A 19,917-nucleotide genomic window follows, 5' to 3' on the forward strand; every position below is an offset into this window, starting at 1 on the left:
CATTCCAGCATGAACACAGCAGATAAAACGCACGCGAAGGCTCTACAGGACGCCCTTTTAGCCCTCGATCCTTCAGGCCCAGAAGGATTTGAAGGGTTGCTCGGAGTCGTACTGGGTGAAATCACAGGACAATCTTTCCGTCTCGCAAAGTCAGGTACACAGCGAGGACGAGACGGCGATTCGGCGTTCGATGGCGGGGCCACATATTTCGAGGGCAAACGCTACAAAGAAGGCCTTTCAAAGAACGATATTTCGACAAAGCTTTTCGACGTTGCGAACGACGACACCGGCGTGGTGGATCTCTGGATACTCGGAGCAACATGCGAGGTGGCATCCCAAACAGTCGAAGACGGGCGGAAATTTTCGGCCAAGAACGGCTTCGGCTTCACGGTATTGGACTGGTCAAATAACGATCTCGGGGCGCTGCTCGTCGCCACTGTTGCGGCAGGTTCAAAATCCAAAGCAATTATCGAACAAGGACTCACCGGAAAGCTTGGATCGGGTCTTATCGCACCCGCTATCAAAGCAATCGACCACTTTGAAAAACACGGGGATTATCCCTCAAGGCTGAGTGCGCTCAGAAAGTCACTCGCCACAGACGTTGGGTTGGGCCACGCCAAGACGCTCAACCAAGAATGGCTGGGCCGGTTGTTCACAGACAAAGTGCAGGCGCGCGCCGAGCTCGGCCAACCACTCTCCCCATTTGATCCGTCCGGCCCTTCGGCACTCGACCGACCTGAGCGTGCGCTTCTTACAAAGGCATTCTCCGGAGCTCCAGAAAGCGAAATCTACGCAATTGTCGGTGAAGAGGGAGTCGGAAAATCCTGGCTGGCTGTCCAGGGCTGGAATCTGTCCAATCCCAAATCACTTCTCGTCCTGTGTCCTGCCGACGATTTGACCGGAGATGATACAGAAGACTTCGATGACTTCCTAATTCGCAAACTGATCTATCAGACAGATGGAAATGTTACGCCGCAAGTGATCGCGCGCTGGCGGCGCCGCTTCAAAGATTGGCGCACGAACATTCCGGCAAGCTCCGTCCGCGTAACCCTTATAGCGGACGGGCTTAACCAACCGCTCAAGTCGAACTGGGGGCGTTGGCTCGATCGCGCCGCGCTACGTTTGAAGGAACTGGGCGGCTGCCTGGTGGTCACCACCCGTGCGCAGCACTGGGCGTATCTCAAAAAAACGATATTTTGTGCAGTAAGGACGATCACGCTGGCCGAGTGGTCCATCAATGACGTGAAACAGATATTGGGCAGTCGCGGCATCGACTTCTCTAACACCAGGATTGAGGTTCTCGAATCCGTTAGGAATCCCCGACTTCTTGGTATCGCTATTGAGCTGATAGAAGCCAAGGCTATCGAGCTTTTGGATGAGCTAAGCGTCGGGCGGCTGCTCTTTGAGCATATGCGCAGAATGGAGCAGCACGGGGCGGCTACAGTTTCGGCGCCCGCATTCGCCGACCTTTTGAAAGACCTCGCAGCTAAGGTATTGGCGCGAGCGAATGCGCAGAATACGGATGATCTTAGGCTGTTCGATGCCGTCCAAGAAGCCCAACTCGAAGCTGTTGCATCGAGCCGGTTCTTCTCCTCGGTGAAAGGAAGCGCGTCACAGTATGAGATAAAACTCGATGGTCTCAACCTGGCACTCGCGCTCTACCTCGTCGGCCAACTCGAACGCGAGTTGCGCAACGAACGCGACCCGCGAGAAAAGCTAGCGACAATACTGGAGCCGATCAGCGCACTTGATGAAACGGCCAAGGTTATCTTGCTCGCAACGCAGATCGCTTGCCTTGAAGATGAAACGAGCCCCGAGATACGCTCCGCGCTGATCGAAAAATTCGTATCACTGCAGAATCTTCCGAACAGCCAGGCCGACGCCTTCGCCGTGCTAGCAAAATCGGCCCCGCTCGCTTTCCTGCAAGCCGCTGAAAATGTATATCTGTCTCAAGAGCACATCGCCAGCAAAGAGTGGCTGCTCTACGCGCTACTCAACCGGCGCGACGAGCCGGGAATTTGGCAGCACATTTTGGAATCTACGAAGCGTTGGCTGTCCTTCTATTCGCTTGCACCAGAACGAGGGCTACACCGGACGTCGGGCCATGGATCTGTCACTCAGGCTGACGAAGAGCGCAATAGAGTCTTGGCTAACATTCAAGAACGTCAGGCTGCCCTCACTGAAGTCGAGCGATCCTTCATGACTAGGAACCTCGTAATCGCTCCGCACCCTAGGTTCGATGATATAAGTCGCTTCGCTCTCTATCTTCTGGCTGGTATGCCGCTAGAAGAGATCGCAACCTATCTTGTCCGTTGGCGGTTTTCTGTCGCACTCAATTCATCAACGTCGGTGCCCTATGCAGAATTCGAGCAGGTTCTTCACTACAACCGCGCCGATTGGCAGGAGACTCGATCAGCAATACTGAAGGGATTGGAAGCGCTGCCGGCGGAACACTCGTCCAGCGTGGGGGCGTGGACACGCGTCGGCATCCTGTACGGCACCGGGGATGTCGGCGACGCCAAAGAGGGGGCCCGTATCCACGGTGAACTCACACGCGACCAAGAACGCTTTGAAGGCTGGTCTATAAAAAAAAATTACAGCGCTGTTGATCCCTGCAATCCCGATACCGTTGAACCAGAGAACGTTATCGCGACAGCCCAAAACTATCGACAGATTGACCCAGAAAAAATTGCCATGAGCCGGGGAATGGCCCAAGAGGACCATTACTTCCGCGGCGCTCGGGCCGGTGTCGCACGGTTCGTACCTGATGACGCGATACACACGCACCGTGCACTCGCGAGCGAAGTGCTCGGCCGTAGCGGGAATACGCGGCTTCAGGGCGTATTGATGCTTTTACGGCATAGTGCGGCCCTCACAAAAGACCTTGCCCAACGCTTCCTGTCGGCCAGTGTATCTAGCACCGCGTCGCATAAAGACGGGCAAGACGATCGGGACGAATTCCTTACGGCACAGTTTTCCGCGATCATCGCATTGCCGCATTTCACCGCCGAAGAGCAGCTCGACGCGATCGCAAAAATGCAGGGCGAGACCCTCCTACTGGAGCTGCTCTCATGCGTGCGCAGTGCCACACCGGAAAAAGTGGAACAGGTGCTGGAGGGTGTTCTGCAGAGTGGAAATGAGCATGCGCAGACAGCAGTTCTTGCCTCAATCCACTATTCTAAATCGCCGCTCACACCACGTTCTGTCGGTATTGTCAAAGGCTTCATCCGATCTCCACTCAAAAATCTCCGGCATGAAGCGCTCGCCCTCGCCGCATCGAGCGGCGACACTTCATTACTACAGGAAGTCATAGATAGTGGATGGAGCGCGGAAAAGCCGAACAAGCGCGACAACAGTTTCGAGGAGTGGCATGGGTCCACCGCGATATTGAAAGCGTTGGAAGCGGGCCTGATAGAGACGGAGTCCGCGCTTGATCGAATGAACGTGTCACACTACGGGTTCGCCGCCGAAACGCTACCTGCCGAACAGGATGATGCCATCGCCGCTCGCATCGAAGCCGCGCTTGTGAAGGCACTGGACTATGAGGCTGATGTGGAGTTGCCGGAGATTGAGACTGGGGCGCCGACAGTGTCCGACCTCACGCCTCCCTTGGTTTCGTTAACGGAACGGGCTCCGTCGGAAAACGACTTCACATCCCAGATGAATCGGCTTTCGGAAACGGAAGAACAGTTCGACGATCGCCAACGCCGCATGAACAACGCCTATGAACGCTTTGCCGGTGAGCTTACGGCTGTTGAAGCAGACCTAATACTCTCCGATCTCACGTTCGACGGCATCAAATCGATCATCGGACAGGATGCTGATCGCGATCAGCGCTGGCTCCGGATGTTGGTCGCCACCTCCGATCTAAAGCTCCGTCATCTTCACCACGTCGCCCTACAGGTAGCGGTCGCACTCGGCACCAGCGGCAATCCGTTAGCACCTGAGTTCATTACCCGCATTTTGGCATTGGACCCGACCATACGTCGTGTCACCGGCGCTGCAAAAAGCCCTGTAGAGACCATTGTCCTATGGAGCAACACTGCTAACCCGGCGATGTTGGACATATGCAAAAGGCGCCTACGAACACCGCAAAGTGACAGCGACATCGCGCGCGAGGTCATCGCAGCCCATCTCTGCGGAAAGGTGGCAATTCTACAGACCTACATTGATGAACTTCTTGCCACGGACCGGCCGTACGAAACAGCACTTGCGCTCATGATTGCAGGCTTTTGCGACGATAGCGTCCACGCTGAGGCGGTTCTGTCCCGCTTCGACGGCACCGAGGGCTTCATTGGCAATGCCCACTCAACTGCGAGCGATTCGTATGCAAGGAATCTTTGGGCAAAGACTTGGTATGCAAAGATGCTAAATGCCCAACGGCAGGAGGATTTCTGGAGCGCGTCCATTCTGTTTATGAAAATCGTCGATGGCCGTTTTGACCTATGGTCCGAAGCCTCGATAGCACCAACAGCCATCTTCACGGCGTTTATGCCGACGATAAGTCGGGAGATCAGCAACAGAGCAATTAAGGTCCAGAAAAAGCGCCAAGAGAAGCTGTTTGGTGAAAAAGCTCCCTCATCTGTAATGTTGAGTTTCAAATAATGAAGTGCGAAGACAGAGGCGAAAGCGTGGCCGCTTTCGTCGGTAGGTATCGACTTTGCGAGTGGCTGAGATAAGAGCGCAAAGCTGCCCTGGGAAATCTCACCTCTATGTCCGCTTCTGGCAGACTTCCGCCGGTCACGTGACACCCAGTGCGCTGGTCAAATTCGATGCAAACAACTGGTCAAGTTGAATGCAAATGACTGGTCAGTAGCAATGCGAACGTGCGGTCAAATTGAGTGCAATGTCCCAAGCCAGTGAGTTTCATGCTTATGGCATCGGCTTCTCAGGCAGGGAGTCCGTTTTAGCGTTCTATCGCGAGGAATCAGGGAAGCCAAAGCACCCTGAGGGGCCATGTGTGGGCTGTCTGCCGGGAGGATAAAGCCTGATCACCCGCCTGAATCACCTGCCAAAAAAAGAAAATGCAGGAAAAAAGCAAAATCTTATGAATGAGCGGCGAATTTATGGCGTCACAATGATGTCACAATGCCGCTTCCTAAAAAATCTTTCATCAGGTTCCCTCTCCTTCCTTGTGAGTTCGCAACATGAATATTCTGAGTCAGTCCAAATTCTCGACCAAGCTGCTGGCAGCCTTCATCGTTTGTGCCCTTATTACCTTGGCTGTGGGTGGCTTGGGTATGGTTGGAGTCAGCAGGCTGTCCGATGCGTTGGCGTTGACCTTTTCCAACAATCTGGTCTCGGTGGGCAATACCAATGAAACCCTGACCAGCCTTACAGCCCATAACCGTGGGCTCTACAGATTGCTCGATGCCCAGGATGGCGGTGTCCCGGAGGCGGACAAGGAGCGGGTTCGCCAGGCGCTGGCGTCGGATCTGGAGCGTATGCAGAAGGTTTTTGCAACCTACCGCGCCACGCCTCTGGAAGACGATGAGCGTGCTGCCGGTGATGAGTTCGAGAAGCTCATGCCTGCTTATATCTCGGGTGCCAGGAAGGTGTCTGAACTCATGACGGCGGGTAATCTGACCGAAGCACGCAGTCGTCTGAATACCTTGTCTGGCGAGGATTTTGTAAAAGCTCGTAGCCTGTTGCGGGTCATGATCGATTCCAATAATCGTCAGATCAAGGAAGGTGCCGTTGCTGCCGCCGAACTCAAGTCCAGCTCTACGCTGCTGCTGTTGGCGGGGATTGCGATTGCCTTTGTGGTCGCAATCATTCTGGGCATTCTGATCACGCGCATGATCACCGGTCCGCTGGCCGTTGCGGTCGCCAGTGCCCAGCGTATTGCCAAGGGTGACCTGACACTATCGATCGCTTCCGACCGTGGCGACGAAGCCGGGCAGTTGCTCAATGCCTTGTCCGACATGCAGCGCGGCTTGAAACATACCATTCAGGAGATCGCCAGCGCGTCCGGACAACTGGCTTCAGCAGCCGAGGAGTTGAGTGCTGTTACAGACGAAAGCACTCGCGGGCTGACCCGTCAGAATGACGAGATCCAGCAGGCGGCCACTGCCGTCAACCAGATGACCGCAGCCGTCGAAGAAGTTGCCCGCAACGCCGTCTCGACGTCCGAAGCCTCGAAAACCGCTACTGAAGATGCTGTGCAAGGCCGTGGTCAGGTGGATCAGACCGTCAAGGGCATCACCACCATGGTCAGTGAGATTACCCAGTCGACCGAAGCGGTCGCGCAACTGGCGGGTAATGTCCGTGATATCAGCAAGGTGCTGGAAGTGATTCGCAGCATCGCCGAACAGACCAACCTGCTGGCGTTGAACGCTGCCATTGAAGCGGCCCGTGCCGGCGAGCAGGGACGCGGTTTTGCCGTGGTGGCCGATGAGGTGCGTGCCCTTGCTCATCGCACCCAAGCTTCGACCGTGGAAATCGAAGGCATGATCGGTTCCGTCCAGGCGGGTGCCGATGGTGCGGTCGCGGCCATGGGCAAGAGCCTGTCGCTGGCCACCAATACTCAGGAGCTGGCAGAGCGTGCGGGTTCGGCGCTGGTCAAGATTACTGACGGTGTCGCGACCATCAACGAACGCAATCTGGTGATTGCTTCGGCTTCCGAAGAGCAGGCCCAGGTGGCTCGTGAAGTGGACCGCAATCTGCTGAACATCCAGGACCTGTCGACCCAGAGCGCGGCGGGTGCCAACCAGACCAGTGCTTCGAGTCAGGAGCTTTCGCGTCTGGCCACGTCTTTTAACGTGTTGGTGGCGAAGTTCCAGCTTTGAGGTTTTAGCGCTTTTCAGGGTTAGAGGAGGGTAATGCCGATCAGTTAAGGTCGTAAATCACTTTGTGGGAGGCAGCTTGCTGGCGACTTCACGTAGACGCAGAATATCTGCCGGTTTTCAGGCCTTTTCGCCAGCAAGCTGCCTCCCACGAGGTTGTGTTGTGCCTTAAGTGATCGGCATGAGTTAGAGGAGGGCAGGATCACTGAGGGTGAGTGATCCTGCCTTTTTCATTCAGGAAGGTTTTTTGTTCCTTTCGACCATCGCAATGATGGTTTCCAGCAGTTCGGCCTTTGCCTGGGCTGAGGTGATCTCTGCGCTCGCAGCGGCATTGGACAAGGCTTCTGCAGCGCCAAGCATCGCTCGCAGGCCAGCCTGTGAAATGACGCCTGAGGGTGAAAACGGAGCCAGGGCATTTCGGCACTTTTCCAGAAAGATGGCCTCGTACTCCCGCTTGATCTTCTCAAGCTCCGGTGAGCTGGCCAGTGCGGCGACGACACCGGATATTTCGCCCCCGTGCAAAACGACGCAGTCCACATAGGACGATGCAATGATATCGGCCTTGTTGATCAGGGTCGCATCGCTTGTCTGGAAGGCCGCGTCCATAAGGGCTGTCTGGCGTTCATCGAAGTCCTTATAGAGCGTTGCCAGCAATCCGGCACGGGTGCCGAAATGGTCATAGACCACGGGCTTGGTCACGCCAGCCTGCTCGGCGAGCCGCCCAAGCGTCAGCGCTTCAGTCCCTTCCTCGCGCACCAGTTGCCATGCCACGTCGAGCAATTGGCGGTGTCGGTCATCTCGCGATAACCGGCGGCGCGGTTGTGGGGCCGGGTTCTGTGCTGACGTGTCAGTGCTTGACATGGAAACCTACCAAAAGTAACTTAATGGCGTAACTTACTAAAAGTATATAAGCGTCGTCTTTTATCCGCAATCAACAGGAGTGTTCGCTATGCATGCGCTCATCGTGGTCGCTCACCATGACCCCCAGTCACTCACCCATAGCCTTGCGGCACAGGTCGCAGAAGGGCTGATGCTTGCCGATCCCGGACATACGTTTGAAATCGCGGATCTGTTTGCCGAGTCATTCGATCCGAGATTCAACATGGCCGATCACGCTGTTCATCGCGAAAAGGCTTCGCCACCTGCCGATGTGCTCGCAGAACAGGCCAGGATCGAGCGGGCGGATGCCTTGGTACTGGTTTATCCGGTCTATTGGTGGTCGATGCCGGCGATCCTCAAAGGCTGGATTGACCGGGTATTTTCCAATGGCTGGGCGTTTGACTTCAGCTCCGATGCCACGCTGGTGAAGAAGCTTGGCCATTTGAATGTCCACCTGGTGGGGGTCGCCGGTGCCGATGCGGGTACTTTCACGAAGCATGGTTATCTGAATGCGATGAAGACCCAGATCGATCACGGCATTTTCGATTATTGCGGTGCCCGTGTCGTAACCTCTGAACTCTTGCCGGATTCCGAAACCCGGGATGCGGCTGCTCATCTTGATACAGCACGTACAATAGGGCGCCGGATTTTTGATACCGAGTTACTGGGTGAGCCTGTTTGAGCAAGGTGTAGCGTTGTATGCAGATTCAGAAAATTCAGGATGATATCGGCGAGCACCGAAAGTTGTTCGTACGTTTGCCGTTCGCACGTCTGTTCAGGAAGCGCGAGTATGCAGTCACCTCAGGTTACCTGCTGATCATTTCCATCTTCATGCTGTACAGGATCGGCAGCGATGGTGTGGACGGATTTGTCGATACCATCGCATGGATGTCGTACTGCATGGCGGTGTTGATGATCGCTCTTATGCGCTGCGTGGATGTGATCGCCATTACCCGCTCCGACGTCATCGAGCGGGTGGCGGGTATCGCCAGACCTCAGGACTGCACGATGCATATCGGCCTGCAGGTTCAGGAGCAGCAGTGGTTTCGTCAGCGTTACCAGTGCGCAAATGAGCAACTGGCCAATGAGGCTTTGGCGCTGGAGGAGCAGTGGTGCAGTTGGCAGCGCATCTGTTCTAAGGCCGGTGATGATCAGGCCAGTGACTTCAAACGGTTTTATTTCAGCTTTCCGGAATCCGGGCGTTTCATGACGCTGCTGGTGGGCTTCTTTGCGATTGTCGCCACGCTCATCATTACTCTGGGCGCGACCCCGACGGCTTACTTTGAGCTGGTGGACGACTGGCGCGGGTATGTCAGGCTTGTCATTCAGGTAACGATGTTACTGGCCTATGCCGCGTTGCCTTTGCTGGGGGCAAAAGTCATGTTGAAAGAGATGTTCCTGACCTTGCTGGATTACATCAACGCCATGCAAGTCACTGATCGAAGCTTCTATCGATATATTCGCCAGATGATCTGGAGTGCCGGGGTCAGGCCCGGGCCGCCGCGCTCTCGTGGCAAGGTCCCGGTTGCCGTCGACCGGGCGCTGGCGTTTTTCTCGCTTTCACCCTTTGCGGCGCTACGGGCCTCCAGTCATTTTCCGGGCTGGTACATCCGCAAGGTTCCTTTCGTCCTGAACTTTGTCTTTGGCTTCATGGTGTTGTGGCTTTGTTCATGAGGCCATCGGGCGTAGGCGAATTCATTCGCGACCGGCTGCTTGGCAGTCGCAGGTTTTGCGAGCGCTTCGCACTCGGTTGTCGCAATGCCGCCCGGAACAAGCATGTCGTCCGCTCATTCGTGAACAGGTCGCCACGGCTTCAGCCACAACGCGAGCCCGACCATCAGCGCGGCGCTATAGGCGCAGCCAAGTGCCAGTTGAGTCCAGATATCCTGCAAGGGATGCAGCAACAGGGCGGCCAGTAACATGAACAGTGTGGCTAGCAGCCAATGACTGCGCCATGGGACGACCGCAAGCAAGGATTGGCGACGCATCAATAGCAGGCCGGTGACCAGCGCGCCGCCCAGTGCCGCGATGGCGATACCGGTCAAACCCAGGAAGAACGGCAGTGTGCCCAGCAGCAAGGCATTGCACAGGCTGCCGATCAACTCGCAGTTCAATGGCAAGCGGGTGTCGCCGTCCGCATAGGCATAGCGAGCCAGCAGGGCATTCCAGGCACCGAACATCAAGGGCACTGAAAACCAGGCCAATAATTGTGGCAGTGGCCCATCGTGGGTCTGATTGGGCAGCAACAGCATCACCAGCGCGCCTGCAGCGCCGATCAGGCCGGTGACTGCCGGCAGTGTCAGCAATGTGGCGCTGCCCAGTCCACGGCGCAGCAGCGACAGGCGTTGGGTGTTCGCGCTGCCGCTCATCAAGCCCAGCAGTACCTGGTTCAGGCTCATCAGGGCAATCAATGGCAGATTGATGAGTTTGCGCGCCAGATTGATCCAGGTCACTGCGCCTTCACCCAGCAACGAGGCGACCATTCGCTCTAGAAGCGCCAGGCCTTGGCTGGCCAGATTGCTGCTCAGCAGTGGGCCGATCCGTTGCAGCAATTCACGCACCGCGCCCTGTTCGGTCTGCCATTGCCATGGACGCCAGCCCGAGCGATAGAGTGTCGGCAGCAGCACGCCCGGCATCAGCAGGCTGCCCAGCACACAGGCAAAGGCCAGGCCCGCAGGCGTCGCCGAGTGGCTGAGCACGGCGAGGTAAATCACCGGCGGCAGGTTGAACAGCAGCGATCCAAGGCCCGCCAGCACGAAGCGTGAACGCGCTTGCAGTGGAATACACAGCAAGCCATGCAGCAGAAAACCCGGCGCACACCATGCCAGCCAGTGCAGACCGCTGCCCGCCTGTGCGTAACCGTCGCTGTCGAGCCCTGGCCCGATCAGGCGAACCCACAGCCCGGCACCGAAACTCAGCACCAGGCTGAGCAGCACGCCGAAAATCAGCAGGCGTGGTGTCAGTGCCTGAAGCCAGCGCTGTTGCTGTTCAGGAGAGCGTTGTTGATACAGAGGCAAGGCCGCCGCACTCAGCAGCCCGGCTGCGAGTGACATGCGCAAGGCTTCGGGCAGAAACATCGATACCAGAAACGCATCGCTCTGGCTGCCCGCACCCCAGGCGGCGACCAGCAGCCACTCGCGGGCAAATCCGGCCGCCAGGCCAGTCAGCGTGGCCAGCGTCAGCCACAAGGTCGAACCGAGCATTGTGCAGGCGGCTTAATGGAACAAAGTGAACAGGCCTTTGCCGCCCACTTTGTACTTGAGGTTACGGGCGCGCTCGCCTTTGATTTCCGCGTTCGGTCCGCTGACGATGGCGTAGTCCGGGATCGGCTTGGACACTACGCTGCCGCCACCGACCACGGCACCTTCGCCGATATCGGCACCGAACGAGAGCAGGGCGCGGCTACAGATCCAGGCATAGTCGCGAATGAATACCGGGCCGCCCACTGCCCAGAATTCGGGTTCGTTCAGGTCGTGCCCGCCCGCGATGATCAGCACGTGGGAAGCGATGGTCACATGGTCACCGATCACCAGACCGCCACGGGCATCCAGTTGGCAGTGCCAGCCGACGGTGGAGTCGTTACCGATGCGCAGGCTGTCCACGCCCAGCACCTCGGTATTGCGCCAGACCGTTGAACCCTTGCCGATCTTTGCTCCGCCGATGCGCAGCCAGAGCAGGCGCAATGTGTGGCTGGGAATCTTGCAGATCAGAATGTTGTAGATCTGCTCCCAGGTACGCAGCATGCGGTCGCGCAGGGTTGGCCAGTTGATTCCATACAAGGGAATCAATGCGCCCAGGGTTTCGCTTGCCAGCAGGCGATAGAAGCGTCGGGCCAGAGGGTTTTCGATTCTCGGCTCGATATTCAGGTAGCAGATGAAGGACAGGGTGGTGTTCTTGATCCGGGTTTCGAAGCACACCTCGTTGTCCAGCATCCACTGGTAGGTGGCCTGCAATTCTTCCAGGTCTACGCCCATCTTGCGGGCGTAGTCGGGAAGAGCCTCTCTGAGGTTATGCGAATGCATCATGCGGTGTTTCATCGAGCGGTTCCCTGGTCGGTTGGGGCGGCGAGGGATTTCAAGGTCTTTGCAGCCTTGGCGCGCAGGCGCTTGGCTTCGTGCAGGCTGATGCCGACGAATAGCCAGAACAGTGCGACCAGCACGCTGGTGAAGCTGAAGTAGTGATCGAACAGGCCGCTGAACAGTGCCGCCAGAACACCGACGGTACAGCCCAGGCCAATGGCGTTGTCATGGGTCAGGATGATCGGGCCTGGAGCAGGGCGCACCTCTCTCCACCAGCTTACGGTCACGGCAATGAACAGCAGCATGCCGGGAATGCCCATCTTGTAGATGAAGTTCAGCCACAGGTTGGAAATACCGAACTGTGTGTAGCCCGGCACGGGCGGATCGATCTTGAAGCCGATGCCAAACGGAAACAGGGCCATGGCCTGCGGGAAGTGTGTGTATTCCAGGAAGCGAATGGCGGTACTGGTGTCATCGTTGCTGAACAGGCCCAGCAGACGGTCCTGCAAGGGCGGATAGAACATCAGCAGCAACACGCCCGCTATCGCGCCACCCACCAGCAGACGGCCCAGATACGGCAGACGCCGACGCGCCATCCAGAGCATGATTGCCAGCAGACTCACCAGAGCGCCCCGCGAGCCGGTCAGCAGCAGACCGATGGCACCCAGCGCCGCGACGAGCAGGCCGAGGGAGCGCGGTCCTCCGCTGCGAGTGACGCCAAAGCAGAACGCAATCGGCAGGATCATGGCCATGGCACCACCGGCCACGTTGGGGTGCAACCACGGTGAACCCATGCGACTGGCAAGCGACAGCAGGCTCTCGCTCAGCACGTCGAGGCCGCCGTAGCCCATGATCGCGAGGATCGGCGTGATGGCCGACGCCGAGCCACTGATGATGTAGGTCGGAATCGACAGCGCCAGCAACATCAGGGTCCCGGCCAGCATGGCGATGATCACGTGTTCCAGGGCCTTGCCATCGCTCAGCAGGCGCGGCACCAGAAACAGGATCGACAGGTTGAACAGCCAGCGTACCCAGTTGATGGGGCCGTTGCCGTCGGAAACGATCGTTAACTGGCCGACCAGGAACGGGAAGGCGCTGAACAGCATCAGCGCCAGCAGCAGACGCTCTGTGCGCATCATCTTCGGCACGCGGGGCTGCTCGAAGAACATGGCCTGCAACAGATAACTGGCCCAGGTCAGCATGATCAGTGCTTCGGATACTGTGGTGCGGATACCGATCTGGATCGTGGAGTAGGGAATGAATGCACCGATCACACAGAACAGCAGCAGCCCGCGAATGGGCTGGCGGATCACGGTGATGATGGAGGCAGTTCCGACAGCGACCAGCAACACTTTTGCAGGAGGCAACAGCCAGATCATGACACCGAAGACCAGGCCGAAAAACAATCCCAGGGGCATCGCTACCGGCATCAGCGCAACTCCTCAAGGGCTTCATGCAGGCGTTTGTAGAAAGCCTCTGGAGCATAATTGGCCGACCAGGCTCTGGAAATGTCGGGGTCCTCTTCGGGGGCAGTGGACAGCTCTCCCATCAGTTGGACCAGTGCGCTGCTGTTGGTGGGCGAAAACCGCGGGCTGTCCGGCGGGGTGATTTCATCCAGCGACGAACCGGTGGCCACGGCAACCCGTGTGCCGACCCTCAAGGCCTCGATCACCGGCAGGCCGAAGCCTTCGGCATAGGAGGGCTGCCAGAGGCGGTCAGCGTTGCGATAGACCGCATGCAGTTCGCTATCGCTGATGCCGCTGAGCACATGCAGCCCCGGCAAGCGGCGCTGGGATTCGTTCAAGGGCTCGCTGCCGCCGACCAGCACCAGGTCCGGTACGGTCTGGAACTGAAGACGGGCGTTCTGCCAGGCATCGACGAACCAGGCAATGTTCTTGCGTGGTTCGCGAGTGCCGACACATAACCAGTAGCGTTCGGGCAATTGCAACTCGCTGATATCGGCAGGTTCCCCTTTGAAGCCTTCGACCAGCAACGGCACCGTACGCAATTTGTTACGGGCTGAAGGGAACAGGCGGATGACTTCATTTGCAGTGAATTGCGAAGGCACCCATACCACGTCGGCCACTTTCAGCGAATGGGCAATCGAGAGGTAGTCCGTCAGGCGATAGAACGCTGCCTTGAGTCGCGAACCGTGGTTGTTCTTCTGAGTGATCTGGAACAGGTCATGCAATTGCAGCACGTAGCGCACGTTGGCAGGTTTGCGACCCAGAGGCAGGCCCATGTTGATGTTGGCCACGTAGATCTGTACTTCCGTGTCGCGCAGGGCCTTGGGCAGAAACAGGCCCTCGAAGCCCAGGCGATCCGGCAGACGATGCACCGAGTTCAGCGGGGTCGCCCACCTGGGCGCATGGATCAGGCGCCGGATCGGATGATCGTAAGGAGCAACCCCGAACAGTTGCAGTTGCACGTCGGGGTGAGCGCGAAAGGCATCTTCCAGCGCGAAGTTCTGGCGACCGATGCCGCTGATGGGGTAACCGGCCGCAGCGCGGTAATCAAGTCCGATACGCATGCGCGAGATCCTTGCTTGGGGGCGAAAGTCGGGTGTAGATGCCTTCCAGCTGGGCGGCCGAAACGGACCAGTCATGCCGTGAGCGAACGTAGGCACGTCCGGCTTCGCCAATCTGGATAAGGCGTGCAGGGCTGTCGATGTTGTCGGCGATCAGGCGTGCCAGTTGTAACGGGTCCTCGCTGCCCAGGTAGTGCTCGCCATTGGTGACTTCCAGGCCCGACACACCCTGCCCGGTGGTGACCACGGGCAGGCCGGCAGCCATGGATTCAAGAGTCTTGAGCTTCGAGCCGCCACCTTGACGCAGTGGCGCGAAAAACATCGAAGCGCTGCTCTGCAAGGCTCGCAGGTCCGGCACGAAGCCCAGCCATTCGATGCGCTGATCCGTCCAGCGCTCGCGCCAGGACTCAGGCATGCCGAAGCCGCCCACGGCAAAGCGCACTGTAGGGGACAGCTCCCATACCAGTGGCATGATTTCGTCCAGCGCCCACTCGATGGCGTCCACATTGGGGCCGTATTCATAGTTGCCGATGAACAGCAGGCGGCGGTTGTAACGGTCTGCGTGAACATTGGCGTAATAGCTGCAATCGACGCTGTTGACCGCGATGGAAGTCGCCCGGCCGCTCAGGCGTGAAAGAGCCTTGGCATCATCCTCGGTGACGGCGACCAGTTCGCTGGCCTGACGGAAGACCCTCAGCTCCCAGCGGCGGTAGCGCCAGCGATCATAGACGGCGAAGGCGCTTGCCCAGCGGGGCAGACGGTCATAGCTGGCGGCACCCAGCGCCGATTCGACATTGTGCTCGGTAAGCACAAACGGTTTGCCCGAACGCTTGAGCGCCCGCTCGAATGGCTGAAAGGCATAGGTGTGCTGAAGCTGGATGATGTCCCAGTCTTCTTCAAGCAGCTTTTCGAACGCCTTTTCCAGTTTCGGCGCATAGCCGTTGACGCTGGCCAGCATGGGAGGCGGTGCGAAGGCCACAGCCAGCAACGTGCGCAGGCTGAACAGCGGGCGTCGATCAATGACGATCAAGCGCTCCAGCCAGGGTTCCAGCGCGCTGCGGCAGGCATCATCCAGCGCAACCTTGGATTGCACCAGCAGGGTTATCCGGTGGCCTCGTGCTGCCAGATTGCGCAGCAGATGATATTCCCGGGTCTTGCCGCCGCTGGTGGTTGGCCAGGGCAAGTAAGGTAGCGTCCATAGAATTCGCATGGCTTATGGATTCCATTCCAGAATTTGCAGGGAAGGTTTGAGCGCCAGACTGATGCCCTGGCTACCAGACAATGGCGTCTGTGTGCCGGCCAGAGGGTCATGAACGATGCCTTCATGGATTTGCGGAAAGTTCAGAGTGGTGCCGGTGGCGCTCCAGAACATCAGCAGATGTTTGCCGTCGCTGCGTGTCCATGGCACGGCAAACAGGTCATCGGGAACTGTGCTGACGGCGGGCGGTGCGGCGGGCTCCAGGCGCGGGCCGGTGATATTCAGAAAGTTTTGCAGCGCAGTGTAGACAGGCTTGGGGTTGGCTTGCAGGTCGAGCAGGCCGTAACCCTGGTCGCGGGCGCTGGCGCGTTCATCCAGGTCGCTGAGGTTGAACAGGAAAATACGCTGGAAATCCAGAGCGCTCATCAGCGCCAGACGGCGCAGGGTGTAGTCGGCCTGGCCCTGGATACCGATGATGGCCTGCATTTCCACCGGGCCGGCATAGCTCGACCAGCCCCATTCGGTGGCCCAGACCTGCGAGACGCCATTGCTGTGCAGCAACTGGTTCATGGCGTTGGAACGCACCAGAAAATCCCGGTCTGCGACCGAGTCACCTTCGGGGTATTCGGAATACGGGTGGTAAGCCGCCACGATATTCTGCGAACCCAGATTGTTTTCGACCAGTGTCTGCAACATGTAGCCCGAGCGATGCTGCATCTGGCTGTAATAGGCCATGCCGGCGGTCACGATGGTCTTGTCCGGCAGGACTGCACGGATCGTATTGGCGGTGGTGGTCAACAGATTGCTGTAGGCGACCGGGTCCGCCTGTGGCAGCCAGACGATATTGGGCTCGTTCCAGACCTGCCAGTTGTTCACATGGGAATAACGCTGGGCCAGCGCCGTCATGCGCGCGGCAAAGACATTGAAGTCCCTGGGGGGATATTGATCGCGGCTCGCTGCGCTGGACGCCGAGTTGCTGGCAAAGGGTGCCGAGCCCACCAGATAGGCGAGGGTGTTATAGCCATGAGTCTTGATCGCGGCCATGGCAGCATCAAGCTCTGTCAGGTTGTACTGATCCTGGACGGGCTCGATGATTGGCCAGTGAATGGTCAGGCGTATCCAGTTCAGCCCGAGTGCGTCCAGGCGCGCCATCTGCTGCTGATAGACCTCTGGAGCGAAATACTGGAACTGCACGTTGACGCCCAGAAAGTCCTTCCAGACCACTGCACGCGGTGCTTGCAGAATGGTCGCGGCCTGAGCGACGGTTCCCATGAGCATCGCGCTTGTCAGTAGTGCCGCGATAGCCAGCCATGATCTTGATCTGCACTGCATGTCAGTTCACCTCGCATGCTTGCCGGAATACATCCTTGAAGCGTTCTGCCGTCTGACTCCAGACTCGGGTCTTGCCTATGCGCGTCGCGTTCTCGGCCCATTCAATGGTCATGTCCGGTGCTGCGCAGACAAGATTCAAGGCGGCTGTCAGTGCTTCTACATCGCCCTGCGGGTAGATCATGCCGTTGCCATGGGAGACTTCTTCGGCAAACGAGCGTGCATCCGAGGTGATGACCCCGCGCCCGCAGGCGGTGGCCCAGGACAACGCGCCACTGGTACCGCGCAGCTTGCCCAGAATCCTCAATTTGCTGGACTCGCGATAGGGCAGGACCATCACATGATGGGCCTGGATGACATGGGCGATCTGTTCGGCGGGCAGGTCCAGTTGCCAGTCCACCAGATCCACCAGACCCAGTTGCCGGATACGCAGGCGCAACTGATCCAGATAGCTGCCTGACGGCCCGAATGCCATTTCCGGTTCGCTACCGCCCGCCAGTGTCAGGCGCACACGAGGGCGCAGTTCCGGCTGGGAGAGGAATACATTGGCCAGTGCATCCAGAAGGTCCTCAATACCCTTGCCGCGGTAGATGAACCCGAAGTACAGCAACCGCAGAGGCTGCAAGGGCGGCAGCGGTACCGGCTCGATTGCCAGGTTGCCATGGTTGATCACGGCCATCTGCGCCTGTTGCAGGCCCATGCGTTGCCTCAGGCTCTGGCTGCCCGCCTGAGTCAGCGTGATCAGGCGGGTCATGCTTCTTGCCAGTTGACGCTCCTCGCGCAGGCACAGTGGATCAGCCAGCACCGTGGCTATTTCCGGCAGGGGAGCGCGCATGCCGCTGGCAAGAGACAAGGGCCATGGCAGTTTTTCCCGACGCCATACCAGACGCTCCGGGTCATGCACGGTGGCGCTCAATGGCAAGCGGGGGAAGCGTTGACGCAATGCCCGCAAGGCATGGAACTCTGCCAGCCGTCCGCCGCCCAGTTCGGCATGGACCAGATCGATGCCGCTCCAGTCGGTTTCGGCGACACGCTGCTCGGCCTTGCGAGGATCGTTGCCGATCCCCTGCAAAGGCGTATGTACCTGCACGCCCAGATCTTCCAGAGCCTGTTTCAGATGTCCGGCATAATCGGCGATACCGTTCTGCTCCGGTGGCAGAGGGGCGAGCAGGGCAATTCGCATCAGGCACGACTCCCGATGCGTTTCAGGAACTTCAGAACGTGTTCCGGTACCTCGAAGCGACGGCGGTTGAGGATGACGCCATCGACCTTCTTGAACGCTGTATTCAATGTAGTCAGGGCGTCTTCGAGCATCGGTACGGTGGTTTGTTCGGCACGCACCACCAGCACGATCTGATCGGCATCACGCAACAGGACAAAGGCTTCCTGGTTGCCGTAAACCCCCGATGCATTGATCAGCACGATCTCGCCCGGTTTTGCCGGAGCCCGGCCTTCGGTTCGCACGGTATGGCCTTGCTCGACCAGCAGCGTACTCAGGCGCGAGATGACAAAGTTCACACCTTCGCCCCGATGCACGGAGGTAAAACCGATGGCCAGGCCTTTTTCCGCAACCTGACCCAGGGGCAGGATGCCGTATATGCGATGCAGGTTGGCAGTGAGTGCCGCGCTGCGCTCCTGAGCGCGTTCCAGATCGGGAAGGCTGGTCCAGATCGGTACGCCAAAGCGTCCTTCGATCTTGTCTCCATCGTGGATGCGTTGGTCCAGCAGATAGAAGAAGTACAGCGCCAGGAAGCCTACGACAGCACTCAACGGGAAGGCCAGAAGCAGCATCAGCATGCTTTTCGGGAAAACCCGGCTGGCGTTGAAGGTGGCGTCTTCGATCGTGGCGATGTTGCTGATCTGGCTGTTGTCCAGTTCGCGGTCGATACGTGCTTTTTCCAGGCTGTCGGTATAGAGCGCATAGCTTTTCTGGGCAGCATCCAGCTCGTTCTGCAGACGCGAAAGCTCCGGCTCCAGTTTCAAGGCCAACTGACGGTCGCTCTCCAGTTGAGCCAGTTGTGCGTTCTGCTGCGCCAATTGGGTTTGCAGCCGTGCATAGCTGGTCTGTTGGTCGGCATACACGTTTTGCATGCGGTTATAGATAGGGTTGGGCGTAATGCTTTCGGAACGCTGGATGGTCGCTTCCTGCTCCTTGAGCAGTTGCTTGAGGTTGTTGATTTCTTCGTTGGCGGCACGCACTGGCGGTGCCTGTTCCTTGAACGAACGCAACAGTTCCTGACGCTCGACTTCCTTGCCATTGATGCGGTTTTGCAGGTCCTGGCGGTTGGGGTTCAGCGCCAGCTCACGGCCTGCCGAAACCGTTTTGGGTTGTGCCGCCAGTTGTTTCTGCAGGGTGTCGAGCCCGGCCTTGGTGGAAGCAATGGCGCGAATGGTGTTGTTGCGTTCGGTGCGCAGGTCATTGAGGCCCTGTGACGTATCTGCCAGACGCTGGGAAATGCTCACCGCGCCCAACTGGTTCAGGTAACCCTGGATCTGTTGTTTGTGCGAAATGATGTTGGCACCAATCTTCTGGACTTCAGATTCGTAGAATCCATAGAGGCTGACGCGCCCCAGTGTCTTGGTACGTTGCAACTGGTATTCATCGATCCAGGTCTTGAGCACGATCTGTGCCGTGACCGGGTCATTCCAGGTGAAGGTCAGCTCCATCACTGATGAGCCCTGCTCGTGACGGACCTTGAAGTTCTTTTCCAGGTCTTCGGCCATGCGTTCGACCGGGGTGCGCTTTTCTGCCAGCCCGAGGAATTGCAGAATGCTGTGGCCGGCATCGAAGACCGAACGTACGGCGTACTTGATGCCGTTTTTCACGGTGACCAGGAAGCCGGTTTCAGGCTGTGCCTTTGACAGTTCGTTCAGGTACTTCTCGGCGACCGTGCGCATGATCGGGCGTCCGGTGAGCATGCGTTCTTCGTCCAGCAGCGGGTCCCGCAGGCCGCTGGGTACGACGATCGCCTGGCGGTCGGACAGTTCGATGGGCACGGTGCTGCTGTCGCGGCCGGGTTTGACCAGCAGCAGAGCCGTAGACTCATAACGGTTGGGGAGCAGGAAGGCGCCCAGAATAACGATGACGAAAGTCACCAGCACAGTGATCTTTACTTCGCGCTTGAAGATAAAAAACAGGCGTAGCAGATCGCGGAATGAACGAATATTGATCATGTCTTT

The 19,917-nt window shown here is 58.2% G+C and carries 12 protein-coding genes and 2 pseudogenes; 5 read left to right on the forward strand and 9 right to left on the reverse strand.

The window, feature by feature from the left end; genetic code table 11:
• Positions 1–9 precede the first annotated feature (9 nt).
• From JL015_RS11285 to JL015_RS28265, 3 genes and pseudogenes are all read left to right on the forward strand, one after another.
• Positions 10–4,605, forward strand: coding sequence for a hypothetical protein (locus JL015_RS11285; RefSeq protein ID WP_201018538.1), 4,596 nt, complete (start codon positions 10–12; stop codon positions 4,603–4,605).
• Positions 4,606–5,147: 542 nt separating this feature from the next.
• A pseudogene (locus JL015_RS28260) lies at positions 5,148–5,930 on the forward strand (MCP four helix bundle domain-containing protein); the annotation flags it as partial.
• 258 nt (positions 5,931–6,188) lie between these two features.
• Positions 6,189–6,788, forward strand: a pseudogene (locus JL015_RS28265) (methyl-accepting chemotaxis protein); the annotation flags it as partial.
• A 231-nt stretch (positions 6,789–7,019) separates the two neighbouring features.
• Here the strand turns inward: JL015_RS28265 and JL015_RS11295 are convergent.
• Positions 7,020–7,646: a TetR/AcrR family transcriptional regulator gene (locus JL015_RS11295; RefSeq protein WP_201018540.1), complete on the reverse strand. Its 627-nt coding sequence runs from the start codon at positions 7,644–7,646 to the stop codon at positions 7,020–7,022.
• Between the two features lie 88 nt (positions 7,647–7,734).
• On the opposite strand from JL015_RS11295, the gene JL015_RS11300 reads away from it, so the two are divergent.
• Complete coding sequence (locus JL015_RS11300; protein WP_201018541.1) at positions 7,735–8,346, forward strand: NAD(P)H-dependent oxidoreductase; 612 nt, start codon at positions 7,735–7,737, stop codon at positions 8,344–8,346.
• Positions 8,347–8,363: 17 nt separating this feature from the next.
• Positions 8,364–9,338 (forward strand): hypothetical protein, encoded by a 975-nt coding sequence (locus tag JL015_RS11305; protein ID WP_201018542.1) that lies wholly within the window; start codon positions 8,364–8,366, stop codon positions 9,336–9,338.
• Positions 9,339–9,451: 113 nt separating this feature from the next.
• On the opposite strand, the gene JL015_RS11310 is transcribed toward JL015_RS11305, so the two are convergent.
• The 8 genes from JL015_RS11310 to JL015_RS11345 are packed head-to-tail and all read right to left on the reverse strand — an operon-like array spanning position 9,452 to position 19,911.
• Positions 9,452–10,867 carry a lipid II flippase MurJ gene (locus tag JL015_RS11310; protein ID WP_201018543.1) on the reverse strand — a complete coding sequence of 472 codons (1,416 nt, stop codon included), beginning with the start codon at positions 10,865–10,867 and terminating at the stop codon, positions 9,452–9,454.
• Positions 10,868–10,879: 12 nt separating this feature from the next.
• The gene (locus JL015_RS11315; RefSeq protein ID WP_201018544.1) at positions 10,880–11,701 is read right to left on the reverse strand and encodes an acyltransferase; all 822 of its coding nucleotides are present in this window, start codon (positions 11,699–11,701) and stop codon (positions 10,880–10,882) included.
• Positions 11,698–13,113 (reverse strand): O-antigen ligase family protein, encoded by a 1,416-nt coding sequence (locus tag JL015_RS11320; RefSeq protein WP_201018545.1) that lies wholly within the window; start codon positions 13,111–13,113, stop codon positions 11,698–11,700. The genes JL015_RS11315 and JL015_RS11320 overlap by 4 nt, the downstream gene beginning before the upstream one ends.
• Positions 13,113–14,213, reverse strand: coding sequence for a glycosyltransferase family 4 protein (locus JL015_RS11325; protein WP_201018546.1), 1,101 nt, complete (start codon positions 14,211–14,213; stop codon positions 13,113–13,115). Before JL015_RS11325 ends, JL015_RS11320 begins: the two co-directional genes overlap by 1 nt.
• Complete coding sequence (locus JL015_RS11330) at positions 14,197–15,420, reverse strand: glycosyltransferase family 4 protein (RefSeq protein ID WP_201018547.1); 1,224 nt, start codon at positions 15,418–15,420, stop codon at positions 14,197–14,199. Before JL015_RS11330 ends, JL015_RS11325 begins: the two co-directional genes overlap by 17 nt.
• Before the next feature lie 3 nt (positions 15,421–15,423).
• Positions 15,424–16,740: a cellulase family glycosylhydrolase gene (locus tag JL015_RS11335; protein WP_201018548.1), complete on the reverse strand. Its 1,317-nt coding sequence runs from the start codon at positions 16,738–16,740 to the stop codon at positions 15,424–15,426.
• A gap of 1 nt (position 16,741) precedes the next feature.
• The gene (locus tag JL015_RS11340) at positions 16,742–17,920 is read right to left on the reverse strand and encodes a glycosyltransferase (protein WP_201018549.1); all 1,179 of its coding nucleotides are present in this window, start codon (positions 17,918–17,920) and stop codon (positions 16,742–16,744) included.
• A complete protein-coding gene (locus JL015_RS11345) occupies positions 17,920–19,911 on the reverse strand; it encodes a GumC family protein (RefSeq protein WP_201018550.1) in 1,992 nt (663 codons plus the stop codon). Before JL015_RS11345 ends, JL015_RS11340 begins: the two co-directional genes overlap by 1 nt.
• Positions 19,912–19,917 lie beyond the last annotated feature (6 nt).

The organism is Pseudomonas cichorii (assembly GCF_015471405.1).
In the GTDB taxonomy this organism is placed as follows: Bacteria; Pseudomonadota; Gammaproteobacteria; order Pseudomonadales; family Pseudomonadaceae; genus Aquipseudomonas; species Aquipseudomonas serbiensis.